The 21,891-nt window shown below is 28.9% G+C and carries 25 protein-coding genes; 7 read left to right on the forward strand and 18 right to left on the reverse strand.

The genetic code is table 11. The features are described from left to right. Positions 1–552: 552 nt before the first annotated feature. From KEC93_RS19315 to adc, 4 genes are all read left to right on the forward strand, one after another. Positions 553–1,959 (forward strand): aldehyde dehydrogenase family protein, encoded by a 1,407-nt coding sequence (locus KEC93_RS19315; protein WP_077868466.1) that lies wholly within the window; start codon positions 553–555, stop codon positions 1,957–1,959. A 91-nt stretch (positions 1,960–2,050) separates the two neighbouring features. Next, entirely contained in the window at positions 2,051–2,704 is a 654-nt protein-coding gene (ctfA, locus tag KEC93_RS19320; RefSeq protein ID WP_041898836.1) for a butyrate--acetoacetate CoA-transferase subunit A, read from the forward strand. Further along, a complete protein-coding gene (locus KEC93_RS19325; protein ID WP_077868465.1) occupies positions 2,705–3,370 on the forward strand; it encodes a 3-oxoacid CoA-transferase subunit B in 666 nt (221 codons plus the stop codon). 72 nt (positions 3,371–3,442) lie between these two features. After that, positions 3,443–4,183, forward strand: coding sequence for an acetoacetate decarboxylase (gene adc, locus KEC93_RS19330; RefSeq protein ID WP_077868464.1), 741 nt, complete (start codon positions 3,443–3,445; stop codon positions 4,181–4,183). Between the two features lie 150 nt (positions 4,184–4,333). Here the strand turns inward: adc and KEC93_RS19335 are convergent, their stop codons facing one another. From KEC93_RS19335 to KEC93_RS19380, 10 genes are all read right to left on the reverse strand, one after another. Then, complete coding sequence (locus tag KEC93_RS19335) at positions 4,334–4,981, reverse strand: DUF975 family protein (RefSeq protein ID WP_077868462.1); 648 nt, start codon at positions 4,979–4,981, stop codon at positions 4,334–4,336. A gap of 244 nt (positions 4,982–5,225) precedes the next feature. After that, the gene (locus tag KEC93_RS19340) at positions 5,226–5,681 is read right to left on the reverse strand and encodes a GNAT family N-acetyltransferase (RefSeq protein ID WP_077868461.1); all 456 of its coding nucleotides are present in this window, start codon (positions 5,679–5,681) and stop codon (positions 5,226–5,228) included. Positions 5,682–5,799: 118 nt separating this feature from the next. Continuing rightward, positions 5,800–6,393, reverse strand: a complete 594-nt coding sequence (gene plsY, locus KEC93_RS19345; RefSeq protein ID WP_077868460.1) for a glycerol-3-phosphate 1-O-acyltransferase PlsY — start codon at positions 6,391–6,393, stop codon at positions 5,800–5,802. A 57-nt stretch (positions 6,394–6,450) separates the two neighbouring features. Further along, the gene (locus KEC93_RS19350; protein ID WP_077868459.1) at positions 6,451–6,762 is read right to left on the reverse strand and encodes a DUF3784 domain-containing protein; all 312 of its coding nucleotides are present in this window, start codon (positions 6,760–6,762) and stop codon (positions 6,451–6,453) included. 23 nt (positions 6,763–6,785) lie between these two features. Further along, entirely contained in the window at positions 6,786–7,106 is a 321-nt protein-coding gene (locus KEC93_RS19355; RefSeq protein ID WP_238892921.1) for a DUF3784 domain-containing protein, read from the reverse strand. A gap of 175 nt (positions 7,107–7,281) precedes the next feature. After that, entirely contained in the window at positions 7,282–7,569 is a 288-nt protein-coding gene (locus tag KEC93_RS19360; RefSeq protein ID WP_023975655.1) for a YciI family protein, read from the reverse strand. Between the two features lie 150 nt (positions 7,570–7,719). After that, a complete protein-coding gene (locus KEC93_RS19365; RefSeq protein WP_039768970.1) occupies positions 7,720–8,319 on the reverse strand; it encodes a sugar O-acetyltransferase in 600 nt (199 codons plus the stop codon). A 171-nt stretch (positions 8,320–8,490) separates the two neighbouring features. Further along, positions 8,491–8,733, reverse strand: coding sequence for an N-acetyltransferase (locus KEC93_RS19370; RefSeq protein WP_077868457.1), 243 nt, complete (start codon positions 8,731–8,733; stop codon positions 8,491–8,493). Positions 8,734–8,829: 96 nt separating this feature from the next. Then, positions 8,830–9,498, reverse strand: coding sequence for a hypothetical protein (locus KEC93_RS19375; protein ID WP_077868456.1), 669 nt, complete (start codon positions 9,496–9,498; stop codon positions 8,830–8,832). Positions 9,499–9,737: 239 nt separating this feature from the next. Next, positions 9,738–10,238, reverse strand: a complete 501-nt coding sequence (locus KEC93_RS19380; protein ID WP_077868455.1) for a DUF5673 domain-containing protein — start codon at positions 10,236–10,238, stop codon at positions 9,738–9,740. Between the two features lie 132 nt (positions 10,239–10,370). Between KEC93_RS19380 and KEC93_RS19385 the strand changes: the two genes are divergently transcribed. Then, on the forward strand, positions 10,371–10,616 hold the full coding sequence (locus KEC93_RS19385; RefSeq protein WP_077868454.1) for a hypothetical protein: 246 nt from the start codon (positions 10,371–10,373) through the stop codon (positions 10,614–10,616). Positions 10,617–10,866: 250 nt separating this feature from the next. On the opposite strand, the gene KEC93_RS19390 is transcribed toward KEC93_RS19385, so the two are convergent. The 6 genes from KEC93_RS19390 to KEC93_RS19415 form a co-directional block, all read right to left on the reverse strand. Then, complete coding sequence (locus tag KEC93_RS19390) at positions 10,867–11,724, reverse strand: AraC family transcriptional regulator (RefSeq protein WP_077868453.1); 858 nt, start codon at positions 11,722–11,724, stop codon at positions 10,867–10,869. A 105-nt stretch (positions 11,725–11,829) separates the two neighbouring features. Then, on the reverse strand, positions 11,830–12,849 hold the full coding sequence (locus KEC93_RS19395) for a sensor histidine kinase (protein WP_077868452.1): 1,020 nt from the start codon (positions 12,847–12,849) through the stop codon (positions 11,830–11,832). Next, positions 12,846–13,517, reverse strand: a complete 672-nt coding sequence (locus KEC93_RS19400; RefSeq protein WP_039768950.1) for a response regulator transcription factor — start codon at positions 13,515–13,517, stop codon at positions 12,846–12,848. Before KEC93_RS19400 ends, KEC93_RS19395 begins: the two co-directional genes overlap by 4 nt. A 334-nt stretch (positions 13,518–13,851) precedes the next feature. Continuing rightward, a complete protein-coding gene (locus KEC93_RS19405; protein WP_077868474.1) occupies positions 13,852–15,843 on the reverse strand; it encodes an ABC transporter permease in 1,992 nt (663 codons plus the stop codon). Then, positions 15,833–16,600 carry an ABC transporter ATP-binding protein gene (locus tag KEC93_RS19410; RefSeq protein WP_077868451.1) on the reverse strand — a complete coding sequence of 256 codons (768 nt, stop codon included), beginning with the start codon at positions 16,598–16,600 and terminating at the stop codon, positions 15,833–15,835. Before KEC93_RS19410 ends, KEC93_RS19405 begins: the two co-directional genes overlap by 11 nt. 536 nt (positions 16,601–17,136) lie before the next feature. Beyond that, positions 17,137–18,114: an alpha/beta fold hydrolase gene (locus tag KEC93_RS19415; RefSeq protein ID WP_077868450.1), complete on the reverse strand. Its 978-nt coding sequence runs from the start codon at positions 18,112–18,114 to the stop codon at positions 17,137–17,139. A gap of 336 nt (positions 18,115–18,450) precedes the next feature. Between KEC93_RS19415 and KEC93_RS19420 the strand changes: the two genes are divergently transcribed. Beyond that, positions 18,451–19,488, forward strand: coding sequence for a VanZ family protein (locus KEC93_RS19420; protein ID WP_077868449.1), 1,038 nt, complete (start codon positions 18,451–18,453; stop codon positions 19,486–19,488). Positions 19,489–19,633: 145 nt separating this feature from the next. Beyond that, positions 19,634–20,230 carry a TetR/AcrR family transcriptional regulator gene (locus KEC93_RS19425; RefSeq protein WP_077868448.1) on the forward strand — a complete coding sequence of 199 codons (597 nt, stop codon included), beginning with the start codon at positions 19,634–19,636 and terminating at the stop codon, positions 20,228–20,230. A gap of 194 nt (positions 20,231–20,424) precedes the next feature. On the opposite strand, the gene KEC93_RS19430 is transcribed toward KEC93_RS19425, so the two are convergent. Next, a complete protein-coding gene (locus KEC93_RS19430) occupies positions 20,425–21,159 on the reverse strand; it encodes an MBL fold metallo-hydrolase (protein WP_077868447.1) in 735 nt (244 codons plus the stop codon). A gap of 511 nt (positions 21,160–21,670) precedes the next feature. Continuing rightward, positions 21,671–21,889 carry a PEP-utilizing enzyme gene (locus tag KEC93_RS26600; RefSeq protein WP_278334915.1) on the reverse strand — a complete coding sequence of 73 codons (219 nt, stop codon included), beginning with the start codon at positions 21,887–21,889 and terminating at the stop codon, positions 21,671–21,673. Between the last annotated feature and the right edge of the window lie 2 nt (positions 21,890–21,891).

Raw genomic sequence — 21,891 nt, forward strand, 5'->3', positions numbered from 1 at the left:
TTAATTAGTTAGTATGTCATATCTTCTTGCTATTACTAACTGATTATAACATATGCATTCAATATATTCTTGACTGCTTTTCAAAACACTGACAATATGAATTACCAATTAATTTCTGGATTTATGTCAATATTTTATTAATAAAAGATCGGACTTTTAAGATGCTTGTTTGAATTATTGATTATATTTATTAAAATTTACGCATTTAATATATAATTATAAGGAATATTATCAATAATATTTATTTTATATTACAATATTACAGTCTTTATTCGAAATTTCACTCAAATACTAAACAAACTCTACCTATAAACAATATATAACAATAATTCCAAAATAATACGATAATTTATCTGTAACGGCTATATAAAAAAAATATCATATAGTCTTGTCATTTGATAACGTTTTGTCTTCCTTATATTTACTTTTTTGGTTTAAAAGATTGATTCTGTAAATTTTAGTGATAACATATATTTAATAACATATAAAAATTTAATTTTCATATAAAATTTTTAATGTTTATTAATTTTTAAATCATAAGGAGGATTAGTCATGATCAAAGACACACTAGTATCTGTAACAAAAGATTTAAAATTAAAAACAAATGTTGAAAACATTAATTTAAAGAACTACAAGGATAATTCTTCATGTTTCGGAGTATTCGAAAATGTTGAAAATGCTATAAGCAGCGCTGTACACGCACAAAAGATATTATCCCTTCATTATACAAAAGAACAAAGAGAAAAAATCATAACTGAGATAAGAAAGGCCGCATTACAAAATAAAGAGGTCTTGGCTACAATGATTCTAGACGAAACACATATGGGAAGATATGAGGATAAAATATTAAAACATAAATTGGTAGCTAAATATACTCCTGGCACAGAAGATTTAACTACTACTGCCTGGTCAGGAGATAACGGACTCACAGTCGTAGAAATGTCTCCATATGGTGTTATAGGTGCAATAACTCCTTCTACGAATCCAACTGAAACAGTAATATGTAATAGTATAGGCATGATAGCTGCTGGAAATGCTGTAGTATTTAACGGACATCCAGGCGCTAAAAAATGTGTTGCCTTTGCTATCGAAATGATAAATAGAGCTATTATTTCATGTGGCGGTCCTGAAAATCTAGTAACAACTATAAAAAATCCAACTATGGAGTCTCTAGATGCAATTATTAAGCATCCTTCAATAAAACTTCTTTGCGGAACTGGAGGTCCAGGAATGGTAAAAACCCTCTTAAATTCTGGTAAGAAAGCTATTGGTGCTGGTGCTGGAAATCCACCAGTTATTGTAGATGATACTGCTGATATAGAAAAGGCTGGTAGGAGCATCATTGAAGGCTGTTCTTTTGATAATAATTTACCTTGTATTGCAGAAAAAGAAGTATTTGTTTTTGAGAATATTGCAGATGATTTAATATCTAACATGCTAAAAAATAATGCTGTAATTATAAATGAATATCAAATATCAAAATTAATAGATTTAGTATTACAAAAAAATAATGAAACTCAAGAATACTCTATAAATAAAAAATGGGTAGGAAAAGATGCAAAATTATTTTTAGATGAAATAGATGTTGAGTCTCCTTCAAATGTTAAATGTATAATCTGCGAAGTAAATGCAAATCATCCATTTGTCATGACAGAACTCATGATGCCAATATTACCAATTGTAAGAGTTAAAGATATAGATGAAGCTATTAAATATGCAAAGATAGCAGAACAAAATAGAAAACATAGTGCCTATATTTATTCTAAAAATATAGACAACCTAAATAGATTTGAAAGAGAAATTGATACTACTATTTTTGTAAAGAACGCTAAATCTTTTGCTGGTGTTGGTTATGAAGCTGAAGGATTTACAACTTTCACTATTGCTGGATCTACTGGTGAAGGCATAACCTCTGCAAGAAATTTTACAAGACAAAGAAGATGTGTACTTGCCGGCTAACTTCTTGCTAAATTTATACATTTATTCACATAACTTTAATATGCAATGTTCCCACAAAATATTAAAAACTATTTAGAAGGGAGATATTAAAATGAATAAATTAGTAAAATTAACAGATTTAAAGCGCATTTTCAAAGATGGTATGACAATTATGGTTGGGGGTTTTTTAGATTGTGGAACTCCTGAAAATATTATAGATATGCTAGTTGATTTAAATATAAAAAATCTGACTATTATAAGCAATGATACAGCTTTTCCTAATAAAGGAATAGGAAAACTTATTGTAAATGGTCAAGTTTCTAAAGTAATTGCTTCACATATTGGAACTAATCCTGAAACTGGAAAAAAAATGAGCTCTGGTGAACTTAAAGTTGAGCTTTCCCCACAAGGAACACTGATTGAAAGAATTCGTGCAGCTGGATCTGGACTCGGAGGTGTATTAACTCCAACTGGACTTGGGACTATCGTTGAAGAAGGTAAGAAAAAAGTTACTATCGATGGCAAAGAATATCTATTAGAACTTCCTTTATCTGCTGATGTTTCATTAATAAAAGGTAGCGTTGTAGATGAATTTGGAAATACCTTCTATAGAGCTGCTACTAAAAATTTCAATCCATATATGGCAATGGCTGCAAAAACAGTTATAGTTGAAGCAGAAAATTTAGTTAAATGTGAAGATTTAAAAAGAGATGCCATAATGACTCCTGGCGTATTAGTAGATTATATCGTTAAGGAGGCGGCTTAATTGATTGTAGATAAAGTTTTAGCAAAAGAGATAATTGCCAAAAGAGTTGCAAAAGAACTAAAAAAAGACCAACTCGTAAACCTTGGAATAGGACTTCCAACTTTAGTAGCAAATTATGTACCAAAAGAAATGAACATTACTTTTGAATCAGAAAATGGCATGGTTGGTATGGCACAAATGGCATCATCAGGTGAAAATGACCCAGATATAATAAATGCTGGCGGGGAATATGTAACATTATTACCTCAAGGTTCATTTTTTGATAGTTCAATGTCTTTCGCACTAATACGAGGAGGACATGTTGATGTTGCTGTTCTTGGTGCTCTAGAAGTTGATGAAAAAGGTAATTTAGCTAACTGGATTGTTCCAAATAAAATTGTCCCAGGTATGGGTGGCGCTATGGATTTAGCAATAGGTGCAAAAAAAATAATAGTAGCAATGCAACATACCGGAAAAGGCAAACCTAAAATCGTTAAAAAATGTACTCTCCCACTTACTGCTAAAGCTCAGGTGGATTTAATTGTTACGGAGCTTTGTGTAATTGATGTAACAAATGACGGCTTACTTTTAAAAGAAATTCATAAAGATACAACTATTGATGAAATAAAATTTTTAACAGATGCAGATTTAATTATTCCAGATAACTTAAAGATTATGGATATATGAATCATTCTATTTTAAATATATAACTTTAAAAATCTTATGTATTAAAAACTAAGAAAAGAGGTTGATTGTTTTATGTTAGAAAGTGAAGTATCTAAACAAATTACAACTCCACTTGCTGCTCCAGCGTTTCCTAGAGGACCATATAGATTTCACAATAGAGAATATCTAAACATTATTTATCGAACTGATTTAGATGCTCTTCGAAAAATAGTACCAGAGCCACTTGAATTAGATGGAGCATATGTTAGATTTGAGATGATGGCTATGCCTGATACAACCGGACTAGGCTCATATACAGAATGTGGTCAAGCTATTCCAGTAAAATATAATGGTGTTAAGGGTGACTACTTGCATATGATGTATCTAGATAATGAACCTGCTATTGCTGTTGGAAGAGAAAGTAGCGCTTATCCAAAAAAGCTTGGCTATCCAAAGCTATTTGTTGATTCAGACACTTTAGTTGGGACACTTAAGTATGGTACATTACCAGTAGCTACCGCAACAATGGGATATAAGCACGAGCCTCTAGATCTTAAAGAAGCCTATGCTCAAATTGCAAGACCCAATTTTATGCTAAAAATCATTCAAGGTTACGATGGTAAGCCAAGAATTTGTGAACTAATATGTGCAGAAAATACTGATATAACTATTCACGGTGCTTGGACTGGAAGTGCACGTCTACAATTATTTAGCCATGCACTAGCTCCTCTTGCTGATTTACCTGTATTAGATATTGTATCAGCATCTCATATCCTAACAGATTTAACTCTTGGAACACCTAAGGTTGTACATGATTATCTTTCCAAAAGTTAAAAAATGATAGCAAAATTGAAACCCATATTCTAATCTCATAAATCATTAAAATATATATAAAAACGGCAGTATCTACAAAAGTACTGTCGTTTTTGCTTATATCTTATTTCTCTAGGCATTAATAATTGAAAAAACTTAAGCAATTTAAAATTAATATCTCTGCCCTTCTTGAAGTAACTTAGTGTATAAAGATCCAAAAGATACATTAACATACACATTTACAAAAATCATTCCAAAAGACATAAATACATCAAAATATTCGGGATGCCAATATTTTATAGCTACTGCCGGAGCTATTACTAATAAGCTCCATCCTATAAAACTTATATATAACCAAAATATTTCTGAAATGTGTCCATCTGTCATTTTAATACTTCTATCAATTGCTTCTTGAATGCTTATATTAGGATGTTCAGCCCATATATAGTATGTCATAGAATATTTTGCAGCTGCTATTATACCTGGGATTATTAATAATAGTGACCATAATAGTGTAAGAATATTTACTGTTAGCGTAATTCCTAATGCTTTAAAGAATTTCTTTGTGCCAGTAAATATATCTGAAAAATTAACTTGTTCTCCTCTAACTATGTTTAATATTATACTAAAATATCCAAATGTAAATAATGCACCAAATATAATTTCTAATATCAAATTCCATATAACACTAGAATCTTGAAATAAGCCTCCTATAATACCTGCGCCACTGTACACTAGCGTACTTAATATTCCAATCTTCCAATTACCTTTCAAACTATATCTTGCACTTTTTCTTATTTCTTTGCTCTCAATATCCATATATCTCCCTCTAAACTTCTCTCAAATTAATAATAAACTAAACCTTTTATCAATCTCCATAAAATATTTTTCTACTAACCTGCTATTTGATTGAGTTCAAATTTAATTATTTATAGTGCTACTAATACTAGTACATATTCTGAAATTTTATATAAAATATCATATTCCTAATTTTACGCAATGTGATATATAAATTTACAATCCAATTGTACTTTTATAAATACAAGACTGTAAGTTTTTAGAATCACGTCCTTTTCAAAATGTAATTTCCAATTTTAAAACCATAATTACTGTAGAAAGGTAACGCTTCATCATTTGCATATACCACATTAATTTGAATATCTGTTATAGCGTTAGATTCAAACCAACTTAAAGCATTTTTCATAAGCTTGTCTCCTATCTTAAGCTTTCGATACTTTTTCTCAACAAATATAGATTCTATTTCTCCCAAATTATTTTCAATTGAGCTTAAACAATATCCTACATAATTTCCCGTTTCATTGTCTAGAAGCATATCTAACTTAACAACACCGTTTTTAGCCTTTTTGCAAATAGATTCTATTCTTTTGTCAAAAGTAAATCTGTCATATTTATCCTTAAAGTGCACAGATTTATTATAGTGAATAGAATTAAGTTGTTCCCATAATGGTTTCATTAACTCAATTTCCTTTATTCCCTTTTCAACAATAGAAATATTCATAAACCCTCCCACTACTCAATTAATATATAATAAAAACTAACTTGCTATATAAACAAATTATAACAGTATTGTAAATAGTGGTAAATCCATTCTCTAATTAATTAATGATAATTTAAGATTATTTTTCTTCATTATGTAAAAGTCTTATTAAATTATCTTTATGTTTATATATCATTAAAATACATGCTATTAAACTGCTTATTATTATTAAAATAGGTGCTTTCATAATTATACACATTAAAGGTATCGTTACCCCTATTGCAATTGACCTTATAGAAACTATACTTGTAAATAAACGCAATATAAAATGAACTGCAACTCCAACCAATGTTGGAATTGGTACAATTACAAAGAATGCACCAATAGTTGTATTAACTCCCTTCCCACCATTAAATCCTAGGAATGGAGTAAAATCGTGTCCCAAAATTACCGCTATAGCAATAATCGAAAGATAAGTATCCATTGACATTTGTAGTTCAAGAATCTTTGCTAAACAAATTCCTAAAGCTACAGGAATTATACCTTTTGAAATATCCACTATTTGCGTAATAATAGATATTTTACGTCCTGCTACTCTATTAACATTTGTAGATCCTATATTCCCACTACCTTTGGTCCTTATATCAATTCCATGCAACTTTTTGATAATTAAGTATCCTGTAGGAATTGAACCACATAAAAAAGATACTATAATTGATAAAATAATAATCATATATTCTCCCTAACTTTATTCTATTTTTTTAATTTATAATAGTGAGATGCCCTAAAATTAGAACAATCCTCCATTATATTTCTTTTGTGCTCTAAACATCATCCTAAATCCCAATACAGCAAATATTACAAAACATATCCATCCATATTTTGTGTTTCCTATTAAATTAATAATGCCTGTCAGTATAATTCCAATTCCCATGATAATGCATCCTTTTCCAACTTCCTCAGTATAAGGTTTCTTATCACTTTCAGCAACCCTTGCATAATGATAATCGTGAATCAATGTTATCTGCTCTTTTTTCCAAATACGCCATCCTAAAAATATAGAAAGTATTCCTAGTGGAATCATTAATATCAAGTTAATCACGTACTCATCTCCCAATTAAATTATTATTTTTTATATTTATCAAATGCTTTTTCTGGATTAAAATGAATATTTTTAAAAAGATATATAAACCAAACTAGAAAAGCAATCCAAAAGCATAATTTACCCAAAAATATTGATGTTATTGCACCAATAAGATATATAATTGAACATGTAAAGCAGAAATTACGTTCATCTTTACTTAAACGAACTTCATCGTATTTTTCTCGTTCTTTCTTAGTTTTTAAATTATATCCCGATATCAGAATACATGCTTCATCTTTAAAAATCAGAAATACCATTCCAAGTAATCCAAAAATAGCTGACATAATAAAGCCAATAATCATGATTTTCCATCTCCTCAAGTAAAAATAGAAAATATCTAGTTTTTAACTAATTTATATTGTAATTAATTCTAACATAAATAGTAAATATCACATTACCCATTTATTATTTTGAATAATGTGATATTTAAAATTCTTATTCATTTATTAAGAGTTATATTAATCTATAAAGCAAACTTTACTCAACAAATTCCTTAAAACCTTCAGAATACTTTGTTGGTTGGAATTCTATTACATCATAATTAGCAACTCCATTTTTATGAAATGGATCTTCACTAATAATTTCATTTACCTCTTCTTTATTTTTTGCGCTGCATAAAATTATTCCACCATCTCTAGGATTTTTTCTCCCTGAGCAGATAAAGTTGTTACTAGCATAGTATTTATTTAAGAATGTAATGTGATCTTTCAAATGCTTTTCAACCTCTTCTAGTGGTTTAACATAAGTTAAATTTACTATAAACATTTTCTTTCCCCCAAGTCTAAATTACAATTTGTTTTATAAATTATAACATACTTGTAAATATCGCACTATTAACTTTTCAAATTACATTATTTAAACTTCTGCCTGCACATTTGTTTTATTATTACAAAAAAATATAATAAACTCTACAAATTAGAAATTGCCTTGCTCAACTGACAAGTTAATTATGTCTTCTTCTGTAATCTTCCGTAATACTCTGCAAGGATTTCCTACTGCAATTACCCCTGCTGGAATATCTTTATTTACTACGCTTCCTGCACCAATAACGCTACCTTTTCCTATAGTAACTCCACCACATACAGTTGCATTAGCACCAATCCATACGTCATCTTCTATTGTAATAGGTTTTGAGGTTCCAATCCCTTCTGCCCTTTGTGTTGGAAATACAGCATGTCCCGAGCAAGCCAAACAAACTCCAGGAGCTATAAATGCATTTGCACCAATGTAAACTGGCGATGTATCTAATATTACACAATTATAGTTAATCACAGCAAGCCCATGGGTATGTATATTAAAACCATAATCGCAACGAAATAACGGCTCAATAAATGTTAGCGGATGGCAAGTTCCAAGCAGTTCTTTTAAAATATTACTTCTCTTTTCTTTTTCTGATGGTCCAGTCTGATTATATTCCCAGCATAATTCTTTCGCTTTTAGTTGTAATTCTGCTGGCATATCTGTGTGCTTTGAGCAATATCCTCTATTTTGTTTCATAATTTCTTTAAAATCCATTATCTTAATTCCTTTCAAATTATGATTTATCTTTTATTTAATTGTAGCATGTTTTGTAAATTATGAACTATTCAGTTTTAAAATCAGATAAAAAATGATAGATAGTAAATACATCTAGCTTACTTTCCCTCCCAGCCTAAATTGCAATTTATCTAACAAATCACCAATTAGTCAACAGATAAATTCCATTCTTATAAATTCACCGTACCCAATAGGAGTATCTTTTTTATATATTTCCTTTACTATAAATCCTGCTCTTTTATAGCATTTAACTGCCCGCTCGTTGAAAGATCGCACCTCTAAATCAATTATTTTGCTTGGATACAAATTAGTACTAGAATATTCTCCATCATATTTCCAATTACAAATTTCTTTTGCATATAATTCTGTAAATTCTTCCAATATCAATCTCATTTCATATCCCCCTGCCCATTTGTCATATCTACACAATGCGAAGCAAAATAACTTCTAAATTATGCTGATAATTAATATTACAGTTTCCATATACATTTACTTTAATCTAATAATCATTTCATGGATTGAGTTATCAACTTTAGTACATAAACCATTAGTATTTGAACCGATAAAATATCCATTTTCACATTCATAATAATTAATAATATACTGTAGAGCTGGGAAATCCTTTGGTGTTAACAACAGAGAATAGGTTGTTACTTTATCGCTTGTTACCCCCATGTCAGAATTTCCATCTGAAGAAGCAGTTTTATAAGCGTAAGAGACTATCTCTTCATTTTCAATGGTTCTATCTATTACTTTTTGTAGACCATCTTCTATAGTATAGTTATATTTTGTTAACTGAAATTTGTTTAAAAAATTGAAATACCTATAATCAAGATTGGTATAAATATTTTTTGAAAGATAGAAACTCACATCACAATTAGCATAGTCATAATATATCCAATCCTTTACATCAAGTCCACTAATCGAGTAGACCTTACTACCATTAATATTTGCTATATTAGTAGAATACTCACTTTTAAGCCTGCTATTACTATCAAAATAACTTTGATTCACTTGAAAGTTTCTTATCGCTGAATATTGCTGATTATTAAATTCAACAATTTTCTTATCTTTATTTTCATTTCTATGAACGATAAAAAAAATAGAAATAAATAAGATAAAAGTTAATATTGTTAAGAAAATAAACTTAATCCTCATATTTTCACACACCCCCTTTTAAACAAGCAGCAAATAATTTTAATTTAACAATACTTTCCTATATTGAATCAATTATAATATTATTGGTAATATCGTATTATTCAGTTTTAAAAAAACATATTTTATATCAATTGCTACATCAAATCTACACATAAAATATAAAAAATGCCCCATTCTTCTCTTCAACTAATGCGACATCTAAATCTAATGTATATTTTGTTTTTATTAATATAAGAAAACTATAACGCAATACTTTTTTGAATCACTTCTTCCACTTTTGCTTTATATTCTTCATTTATCGTAAACTCAATACTTGAATTAATTTTTAAAAAACTGCTAACTTTAAATTCAATTGTATTTGGTGTTGTCCAATTATAACTTCTAATCTTAGACCACTTATAAAAATATCCCGACTTATATATTCCATTTTCTCTTATTTCTAAACTTCTTAATGATTTTATTATATTAGAGATTGAAAATTCTATCCAAAATATATTAGTAACAATATTATTAATAATACCGTTATTTTCGTGTCTAACATAAAGCTTTACCGATTGCCGCAATAATAGGCACCAAACAATTATTGATCCTAACCAAAAAATAGCTAATCCTATTCCTTTTTCTACTTTTAAAATACTTCTGCCATGAATACATGATGTATATAAATCTTTTAATAACATTCTTGTTCCAAGAATAAATAACACTATAGCAAAGATTGAAAATCCATAAAACTCACTCAAGTGATGCACCTCACTATTTAAAATTAAACATTATTAATCTATTATAACATATATTGTAAATATTACATTATTATAAATTTATTTCCTAAATTTATGGTATAATTTTATAAAATGGTATTTAGGAGAAGAACTATGTCAAATATTAAAGTAATTTTTATAGTACTTGTGAATGTATTTATTATTTCACTAAGTTTAATAAAAGGCTACAGTGATAGTAGATATTTTAGCTTAATATTCCTATTTCTTGGAGTATTTAATTATAAATATGTATTTTTAAATACAAAGTTAACTAATCATCAGAGATCCTTTGCTCAATTCTCTATTATAGGTTTTGTTATATTGGCTATTCTTTACAGTTCTTATTTCATGGAATTTTAGTTTTGCATATAAAAAAATCGCAAATTCAATTATTTGAACTGCTCCATTTAAGGTGGACAGATTTTATCTTTTTATCTGTCCACCTTAAATGGAGCATATCAATTTTTAAATAATACGATTTTTTAATTTTCTATTTATTTTTAGTTATTTATAGCTTATGAAAATATGACAGAACTAGATTTAAAACTATTCTGCATCAAACTTACAAACTTGGAATCTGATGTGCTTCAAATCATACTCTTTTACATTACTATTTTTTCTTAACAGGAATCCAGATTTCGCTGTAATAATTCTCATCTTGATTCCCCTTAGGATAATCAGCTATATCAGTGTACATTTCAATATTATAACCTGCTGCAATTTCATAATCCTTGCAATTAGGCAACCATTCTGAGAAGATTTTTCTGTTCATATCTTGCAGAGATTTTGGCATTGCACCCTTGCAAGCAAAAACGGCCCACGTGTGTTTAGGAATAATCTTTGTAACAAAACCATTAGGTATTTCCATGGATGGATTATAATCATCTGCAATCAAATATTCAAACTCATCTGATCCCATGTTCTCATCTATGGATATTCCATACATTCCACACACAAACTTTCCCTTTCCAGCTTCATAATGCTCTGTCCAAAACGGTGGAATTTCTGCAAATGCATTCCCATACTTAAACACCTTTGATACACCCATGACAGTAAACGAATCTTTTTCAACAATCTTGTAATCCATAATATAACCGCCTTCCAATAAAAACTTGATTTTCAGCGGAGCAAATGACTTAATCATCGCCCCATCTTTTCTAACAGCAGTAGGTGTGACACCATGAAATCGAGTAAAAGCTTTTGTGAAACTATCTGGTGATGCATAGCCATATTTTAATGCAATATCAATGATTTTTTCATCAGTAGAAACGAGGTCACTGCCGGCAAGAGTAAGCCTGCGTTGTCTGATATACTCTCCAACCGTAAACCCACAAAGCATTGCAAAGCCTTTCTGGAAATAGAATGGAGACATAAATGTTTTTTCTGCAATATTTTTTATTGTAATCTCTTCTGTAATATTCTCCTCAATATAGCTGATAGCTTCACCTATTCCTTCAATCCATTTCATAATTATCCCCCTGTCTGTACATATATCTTATCTCTTTTCAAACGGTTATTCCCGACTTTTTGTGTTATGTTTTGTCTTTCTAAAAAGACTATCATTAACTTCCCCTCAATCATCACCAAAGGTTTCCATACCTGATAATGGAAATATTAATGTAACTTTAGTTCCTTTGTTAACCTCAGAAACAATTGAAATTTTTAAGCCCAGCTTTAAGCAGAGCTTTTCACATAAATACAAACCCATGCCCGTACTTTTGCTAAATCTTCTTCCATTCTCACCAGTGAAGCCTTTTTCAAAGACTCTATCTATATCTTTCTCTATTATCCCTACTCCATTATCTTCTATAAATAACATTACTGAATTTACTTTTTTCATTGATGATATATTAATTTGAGGATCTCTATTGCTTGAATATTTTATTGAATTTACTATTATCTGATTAATTATAAATTCAGCCCATTTCCCATCGCTATATACATTTTCTTCAATGTCATTTATATTGATTCTTATTTTCTTATGAATGAAATCTCTATAGTTTCTTTTTACTACATTTTTTACTATATCACCTAGACTAATTTGTTTTATTATATAATCTTTATAAGCATTATTACTTCTAGAATAGTAAAGTACCTGTTCCACAAATCTTTCAATTTTGTCTATCTGAAAGTCTATTTTATTAGTTACTTCATTTTGATTATTCTCAATAATAAGCTTTGAAGAAGCTATAGGTGTTTTAATTTCATGGACCCAGGCTTCTAGATATTCTCTATAATCCTCCTGCAGATCCTTATAATATTTTACATGCTCATACATATCTCTGCTTAATTCCTTAAGTATAGAGTTAAACTTTTCTCCTTGTACAGATTCTGCTTCCTTTAGCATCTCTGGAAATAAATATTTCTTGTCCAAATTCTCTAATAAACTTTCAATCCCTTTAAAATACTTTTTATGCTTTATATATTCTAAAGCTATATAAGAGCCCAACGGGAAAAACCATATACAAAAAACAAATACAACTATAATTAGGTTAACATTTATAACAAACATTATTATTGACAATATAATAAACATAAGACTATTACATAGTATTACAATAGCTTTATCTTTAAGAAACTCACTTATAGTCATGGCATAATATACCCCATTCCTCTTCTTGTTTCTATTGGATTTTCTATTCCTATTTCTTCAAGCTTCTTTCTTAATCTATTTATATTAACATTTAAAGTGCTATCGTCTACAAAAAAATCTGCTTTCCAAAGGTACTCCATAAGAGAATCTCTTTTTACTATATTTCCTTTATTATTTATCAAAAATGATAGTATTTTAACTTCATTTTTAGTTAACTCTAGAGAGTTATCTTTATAAATAATCGTTGCATTTGAAAGATTCAAATTAAAATCTCTGTAGCTTAATATACTACTAGTCTTTATGTTTCCATAAGTCCTTTTTAAAATATTAGTTATTCTTGCAAGTAGTATTTCTGTATTATAAGGTTTTGTAATAAAGTCATCTGCCCCTAAATTCATGCTCATCAGTTCATCTACTTCACTATCCCTACTTGTAACTATTATAATTGGAACCTCTGAAGTCTTGCGTATTTCCCTACATATATAATATCCATCATACATAGGCAGATTAATATCTAGCAATATAAGTTCAGCGTTCTCACTTTCAATATAATTTATTATGTTATCCATATCTAAAGGGGCCTTCACTTCATATCCATATCTCTGTAAAAAACTTTGCAATTCCTCCCTTATAACTTCATCATCTTCAATAATAATAATTTTCCTCATCATATCCCCCTACTAGAAATATAAGGTTATCAAATTTTGAAATCCAAAACTTAATAACCTTAATAAATATTATAAAACTAAATGCTATACTTTTCCACAATTTTACTCAATATCATAATAAAGCCTTCACTTTTTCTTTAACTCGCCATTATGGAAAGTAATATATTAAGCACTTACATATGCCATATATATAATAAATATCTATACATCTCACTAAATAAACATATTTATAAATTTGCAACACTTTAGGTTCATATCTTTACTACAAATCGTAAATACTTCAACGCCTTTGCATAATTAAACTATTTATGGTTTCGGCTATCTATATTAGTCCTTATATATTATTTTTTATAATATTTTTATACCCTGTATACGTTGTATAGAAATATCCTGCATATACTACAATAAATATTACAGCTGTCATTAACGCTGAAAATCTAATATCTATTTGATTAAAATTGCTTATCTCTTTATTAACTACAATAATGCCTACTATTGAATGGATTAATGCAATAATTACTGGAAGGCTAAAATATATTAAGGTTTGAAGAAATATAGTTTTATTTATCATTTTCTTATTTGCACCAATTCTCTTTAAAGCTTTATATCTTTCTATACTATCACTAGCTTCTGATAATTGCTGAAGAGCTAATACAGCCATACTTGATATCAAAAATATCATACCTAAATATAAACCAAGAAATAATTCTGAAGTTGAAGAACCCTTTTCTCTAGAATAAATGTCATCCTTCGAATAGGCATTCATATGGGGGACATCCATACTTTCGTACTTTCCACCAATCAAAGAATTATTATAAATCTCTTCGTATTTTTCATTGTTTTTTTCTCTATTTTCATCAGTATACATTACATCAAGCACTGATTTATAAACTTTACTATCTGGCAAAAACTCATCATTTATTACTATAACGCAATAATTTTCTGCCATTATAGAAGTTTCAAGATTTTCTTGTAAAGCCTTGTGATTTTTAACTTGATATTCTTTTTCATTAATATTAACTTTATTGCTATGCTTTAATTTTTCATTAATTGGATCAGCTAATTTGTTATAATTTGATAAGATTAAAACCTCATCACTATTTAAATTAGCTTCTTTTTCACCTTTTAGTTTTAATATTTTATTGTAATCAGATATTTTTACAAAGCTTGCTGTATAGCTTTTAAAAGCCTCATCTTCAGTTTTAAATAAATCTTTAAGTTCTACTGATGAAGTATATTCATCATAAGTTATATATTTTTCATTTTCACTCAATTTGAAATCAATTTTATTAAACACTTCATCTAAAGGAATATTTTCACCATGAGGATATATGACTAAACTAGCATCAAAAGGTGTTATTTTTTCAAGGCCTGCTTCATAATTTTTCTTAAGACCTATTCCTGTAGATAATACAAGTATTGTAGTAAACAGCATTAAACATATTACTGACATGGATAGAAAATGTGTATTAAACTTGCTATTTACCTGCTTTATAACGAATATATTCAATCCCTTAAAATATACTTTCTTATTTTTATTTACAAAATATAATATAACTCCAGATAAACTAAAAAAGAATAAAGCTGTGCTCATTACACTAATGACTAGTGCTGGCTTAAACATTGGATTCCATGTATCTATCCCTATCTTAAAAAAAAATTTATATACAGCTACAAGAGATATTATACTTAATACAAATGCTGCCAAATATATATATGGATTTTTAAATTTCATTTTTTCATTTTTTCTATCTGCCGCAAGTAAGTCTATTATTTTGTACTTAGAAACAACAAATACATTAAAAATCATTACAAGTAAAAACATTATTCCAAAATATAATATAGTCTTTCCAATAGCATTTATAGAGACTGTAAATCTATATTCATTCATAGAAACATCGAACAGCTTTAAGATAAGAGTAGATAAGACTTGTGACGCTGCTATTCCTAATATAATGCCTGCAACTAAAGATATAGCGCCCACCATAGAAGTTTCTGTTACTAAAATCTTAGATATTTTTCTTTTTCCCATTCCTAAAGTCATATATATACCTAACTCTTTTTTACGTTTTTTTATTAGAAAATTATTAGCATACAATATTAAGCTTCCTAGTATTACTGATACAAACATTGAAAAATAAGACATAGTAACTGTTAGTTTTTCTATGTAATTAGCATTTGAAGATTTTATATCAAAAAGTGCCTTTTGTGAATCTATAGAATTAAAGCTATAAAATATACAGACAGCTAATATTAATGTTAAGAAGTATATAGTATAATCCTTATAACTCTTTTTTATATTGCCAAAGGCCAGCTTAAAATACATCATTATCATCACCTCCAAGAATGGATATAACTTCTATGATTTTATTAAAAAATTCCTTTCTTGTGTCCTTACCTCTTATGAGTTCATTAAAAATTCTACCATCCTTAATAAAGAGTATTCTATGAGCATAACTTGCTGTAAAAGAATCATGAGTAACCATAAGTATTGTAGTTTTTAAATTATCATTTAGGTTTTCAAACCTTTCAAGTAGCAGCCTAGCTGACTTAGAGTCTAGTGCCCCTGTTGGTTCATCGGCAAGAACTAAAGATGGATTAGTTACAATTGCTCTTGCTGAAGCAACTCTTTGCTTTTGCCCCCCAGACATCTCATAAGGATACTTATTAAGCACTTGTCCTATTTCTAAATGCTCTGCTACCGCTTGTATTTCTTTATCTATTTTATAGGTGTCCTCTCCCTTTATTGTTAAGGCTAATGCAATATTCTCATAAGCTGTAAGTGTATCTAATAAGTTAAAATCTTGAAATATAAATCCCAACTCATTTTGCCTAAACTTATCTAATTCTTTTGATTTTAGCCTGGTAATGTCACTACCATTTATCAATATCTTTCCTGCAGTAACACTATCAATAGTTGATATACAATTAAGAAGTGTAGTTTTGCCACTTCCTGAAGGTCCCATTATTCCAACAAACTCTCCCTCATCTACCTTAAAGCTTATATTATCTATTGCCTTTGTTAAATTCCCCTTATTGCCATAATATTTCTCGATTCTTTCTACATTCAATATATTTTTCATCTATAATTCTCCCTTTTTTCTTAAACCTTTGCTTCGTATCCAATCTTTCACTTAGAACTCATCAAATAAAAATTTTATACGTCCTCTGGAATAAACATGTATTTAATTTCATTTTAAACATGATATATATTGCAAAAATGATTCTTCAGCATAATTCTAAAAATATTAAAAGAATTTTAGCTGTAATTGTGAATTGTGAAATGTGCATTGTGAATTGCAACATATATGTATAAATATAACTTTTGCTTTGAATATATATCTATAATCAATATACTTAACTTAGTTCTATGTTAACTATTCTATATGATTATAACTACTTCATCAATTTAACTACATTTCATTAATATTACATTTTTGTTATGTTGATATAATTGGATAATTAAAACTCGAAAAATAAAATGCCCCCTTTATAGAAACAGTTTTATTATTTTAACTATCTCCTATAAAGTGAGCATATCATTTTCATGTGTTTTATGGTGGACTCTAAAGTGATGACTTCAAAGCCCACAAGTTTTTATTTTAATTTCTATAATATATTATAAACTTTTAAGAAATGAAAGTATCTCTGCACTAACCTCTTTTGGTTTTTCTTGCTGAGCCCAGTGTCCGCAATCTTCAAGAAATATAGTTTGACGGATGTTTGGAACAATACTCTTCATTTCAGAAATTATTTGATCCATTCCTGGAATACTTAAGCCAACATCACGAGTACCTACTATGAATAATGCAGGAATTGTTACTTTTAATCCATTAAAACAACTTAATAATTCTCTATTTTTATCTAAATTACGGTAATAATTTAGTCCGCCACTAAAGCCTGTTTTTGCAAATGCTTCTGCATAAACCTCTAAGTCTTTTTCTTTAAGCCAAGATGTCATTTTAGGTATTGGTAATGCTGAAAGCAATCCCTTCTCTCTTGATACCATACTAAATGGATTTGGAGTTCCATCATTGCCTTTACGTGGTCCTGCATCTCCAGAAGCTGAATACAGCAAGTTATGAATTGCAAATCGTGCATCTTTCTCAAATTCCTTTTCTGCTACACCTGGTGTTTGAAAATATAGAGTATAAAATAACTCCTCACTATTTTGTGAGAAAACAGTGGTTGGTGGTATTGGTGGTTGAGGCATCATTGGAACTGTTAAAGCTATAACGCCCTCGAATTTATCTGGTCTTAATAATGCTGCATTCCATGCAATTGTTGCTCCCCAATCATTTCCTACTATTACTGCTGTTTCTTCATTTAATGCATCCAACAATCCAACTATATCTCCAACTAAATGAAGCAGAGTGTATTGATCAATATTTTGTGGTTTTTCTGTATCTCCATATCCTCTTAAATCTGGCGCCACTACATGGTAACCTGCTTCAGCAAAAACGGGTATCTGATTCCTCCATGAGTACCATATTTCAGGGAAGCCATGAAGTAATAATACAAGAGGCCCTTTTCCTTGTTCCGCTATATGCATTTTTATACCATTTGTTTCAACAATTCTATGTTTTAATTCACTCATTTTACTTTCTCCTCGTATACATAATTGTAAATAGCAGCTCAATCGTCAAATTATTAAACACGTGTTGTTGTAGCGATTTATGCATGCTATTATTATAATGTACTAAAATTAGCTATTCAACCAACAGAAATCATGAAATGTCGGTTATTTAGTAAAAAATATTAACAACAAAATTCGCTTAAAAAATATTTGTGTTGATAGAATAATATTCTGATTAATGAGTTTCCAATATAGTGATGTAGGAATTCTTTAAAAGAGCATTAAGTTTTATTTTGAGTTAAATCAAGTTACTATTGATTCCTATGTGATTTTTGAAGATGATAGGAGATGTTAATAATGAAAAATGAACAAGAAGAAATTCCAAAGGGTAATGAAGTATTGATGGATAATTCCGATGTTATGAATGCTAAATTGCGTAGATTTATTCTTATGGGGATGCTATTATATGCAATTTTAATATTGTATTTCATGTTCTTTGGATTTAGTAGATTAGACCAAAGATTCAATTATAATCAGTATACATTTATGCTTGTGCCGGAAGGGTTCCCACTAAGATTTCCAAAACTAACAATGTCATGGTTATACGATTTTGGAAACATTGCTGCTTTTATCCCTTTTGGAGTAGTAATTCCATTGTTGTATCGTATACGTTTTAGAAAGTTTATGACATTATTCATATTAGTGATTTCTTCTTTGGAAGTGTTACAATCTTTAACCTTTATGGGTACATTTGACATTATGGATATTATATCTAATACATTAGGTGCAATCATGGGATTTGTAGGATATAGAGTGGGATTTTCTTCTGAGATTACCTTAAAAAAACTTGTTGCTTCTGCATTATCTATTCTTATGCTGATCATTGGGGTTATGGTGGTTTCTGAAACAATCGATTATGGTGTACATGTGAATGAAAGAATAGGACCTATTGAAGCATTAAATGAAGTGAATAAAACCACGCCAATAACTAATAGCTTTTCAACTTTTACGGTGGAAGACGAGGTGGTACAGCCAAAATTTAATTTGTTTAGCAGCAAGGATGGAATAGATAAAGAGTATTTATTTAATTTAGGCAAGAAAAATCTATGGCTCTATGCCAATTATGGTATTCCCAATGGAGAAGAATATAAAGGTTCCGTTACGATTATGATTAATGGGGAAGAGTTTGCTCAGTTCACTGATCAAGACAAAGATAACCACATGATGAAATTAGAGACGTTTTTTGATTCGGAAATAGAAGACGTTAAAATTATAGTTACTGGAAATGCTAAGGTATGGGATGTTAGCATCGCAGAAATAAAGCATAACGAAGAAATATGGAATGTTAGAACAATTATTCGTGAAGTATTTACAAATATAAATCAACAGAGCTAATTAGTAATTGTTTACGCTTAAAGATATGAAAATAATAAAACTAGAAAATATCTTTGAAATCTTTGATTCATAAGATATTTTCTCAATAATTATTGTAAAAATTAGTTATTCAACAACCTAAATATATATTTAAAAAGGAGCAGATATGATACAAAAATCTCAAATAAATGATAAACGCATAACTAAATCTCGTAAACTCATCCAAGATGCATTTCTTTCATTAGCTAATAAAAACCCCTTTGAAAATATAACCGTGAAGGATATTTCAGAAAGAGCTAATGTAAACCGCGCAACCTTTTATGCTCATTTTAAAGATAAATATGATTTATTAGATTCTTTTATATCAGATGAATTCATGACAATTGTATCCAGCAGGATTAGTCCTGATGCAAAGTTAAATGAGAAAACTTTGCGTGATTTAATTTTTATCATGTGTGATTATCATAAGACTGTGGGCACTAGCTATATAAGATTATATAAATCTGCCAATATTTTAATTGATATGAGAGTTCAGCTTAAATTACAAAATATAGTACAAAACATGCTCAACAATACTAGAAATTGTTCAAAGAATGAAGAAGAAAAATTAGAATTGATTACTGTTATGATGAGCAGCGGTATATATTGCGCTACGAAACATTGGCATAGTAAAGGTAACTTGAAAGATGCTTCTGCAGTTTCTGCATTAGCTGATGAGATTCTTTCTTTCATGACTTCTTGGCTAACAGCAGCATTAGATTAAATTTAATTAATCTCAATTTATTTAACTCTCTAGCCTTCAAACCCGCATTATTCAAGCATATTCTGAAGAATATTAGAATATATATTCTTCAGAATATATATGGTTTAGAATATTTATTCTTCACAATATTTATTGTAAAGAATATTAGAATACAGCACTAATAAACAGAGCTTAATTACTTAAAGAATAAATATCTATTTATTCTTTGCTTGGATTTTCTCATGCTGTAAATTTAAATATTCAATGATCTCAGTTTTATTTATAGGTGATGAGTGACCTGCTAAACAAATGTCAAACTCTAAATCCTTTAATACATTTATAAAACACTCTAATTTAAACGGATCATATTCACAATTATTATAATAGTTCATACTATAAGCATCTCCTATAAATACTACTTTTTCTTCAGGTACATAAACTATTACTGAATCTTTAGAATGAGGTGAAATAACATTTTTTAAAATAACTGTTAATCCTCCTAAATCTATTTCTAAGTCATTTTTAAAGACTATATCAGCTGGTACAACTTTTATACCTTGAAGTCCTTCGTATTCTTTACGAATATTAGTATCTGCAAATTCAATATCTTCTCCAGTCAAGAGACGATTTTTCATTGCTTCATCTGTCCATTGCCACTTAGACATAACATTTAATTGCTCATTAGTTATTTCACATGCTATAGTTTTTCCTGTAACTGCATGCATCCCATAAGTATGATCCCAATGCCAATGAGTGATTGCAACATAATCAGGCAATCTTAAATTCAATTTTTCTATACAACTATTAAATTTCTCTACATGATTTTTTGAATTTCCTGCATCCACCATTAAAGAATATTTATCTCCTTTAATATATCCAAGCACTGGTCTGTCAGTTTCTCCGTCATTAATTAGATAATAAACCTTTTCTGTAACCTTTGTAAATTCCATAAAAAGTCCCACCTTTCTTTATACAAAATTAAAACTCCCCATATAGACAAACAATATCATCTATGGAGAGTTCATTTATTTAAAGATCTTTTATTATAGTTAAATTTAATCTAATATAAAACATATACTTTAGCTTAATCAAAATAAGTACTTCTAAATATATGTATATCTAAAGTTATTTTATTTTTTATAAAAGAGCTTAGTAGAAGATATTGTTCTTAAAATGCTCACTTAGTTAAAGCTTTATGGTAGAACTTCAAAGCATCTCAAACTATTTAATTTTAATAGCTTAGTTAAGAACAACTAAAATCATCTCTTTAAGTCTCCTTTTTATAAATCATTCAATTACAATGGTATCACGCTGAATTTTTACTGTCAATGTTTTGATTGTTAAACTATTACTGATAAGATAACATTATACAAACATCTTAACTTCATCAGCAATCATCCATTAAATTCTTTTCATAAAATTAATTCTTTCTTATATTATCATTCATATTTTCGCACTTACTTATAATAATGTTATTACTCCATTTGTTCCATCTACTCTTATTCTTTGTCCATCCTTTAATATACTTGTTGCATTATCAATAGCCACAACAGCAGGTATACCATACTCTCTAGCTACAATTGCTGCATGGGAAGTTGGGCTTCCTATTTCAGTGATAGCCGCAGCTGCAACTTTAAAAAGAGGTGTCCAAATTGGAGATGTATATGGTGATACGAGTATAT

The sequence above is a fragment of the Clostridium beijerinckii genome (assembly GCF_018223745.1).
GTDB lineage: Bacteria > Bacillota > Clostridia > Clostridiales > Clostridiaceae > Clostridium > Clostridium beijerinckii.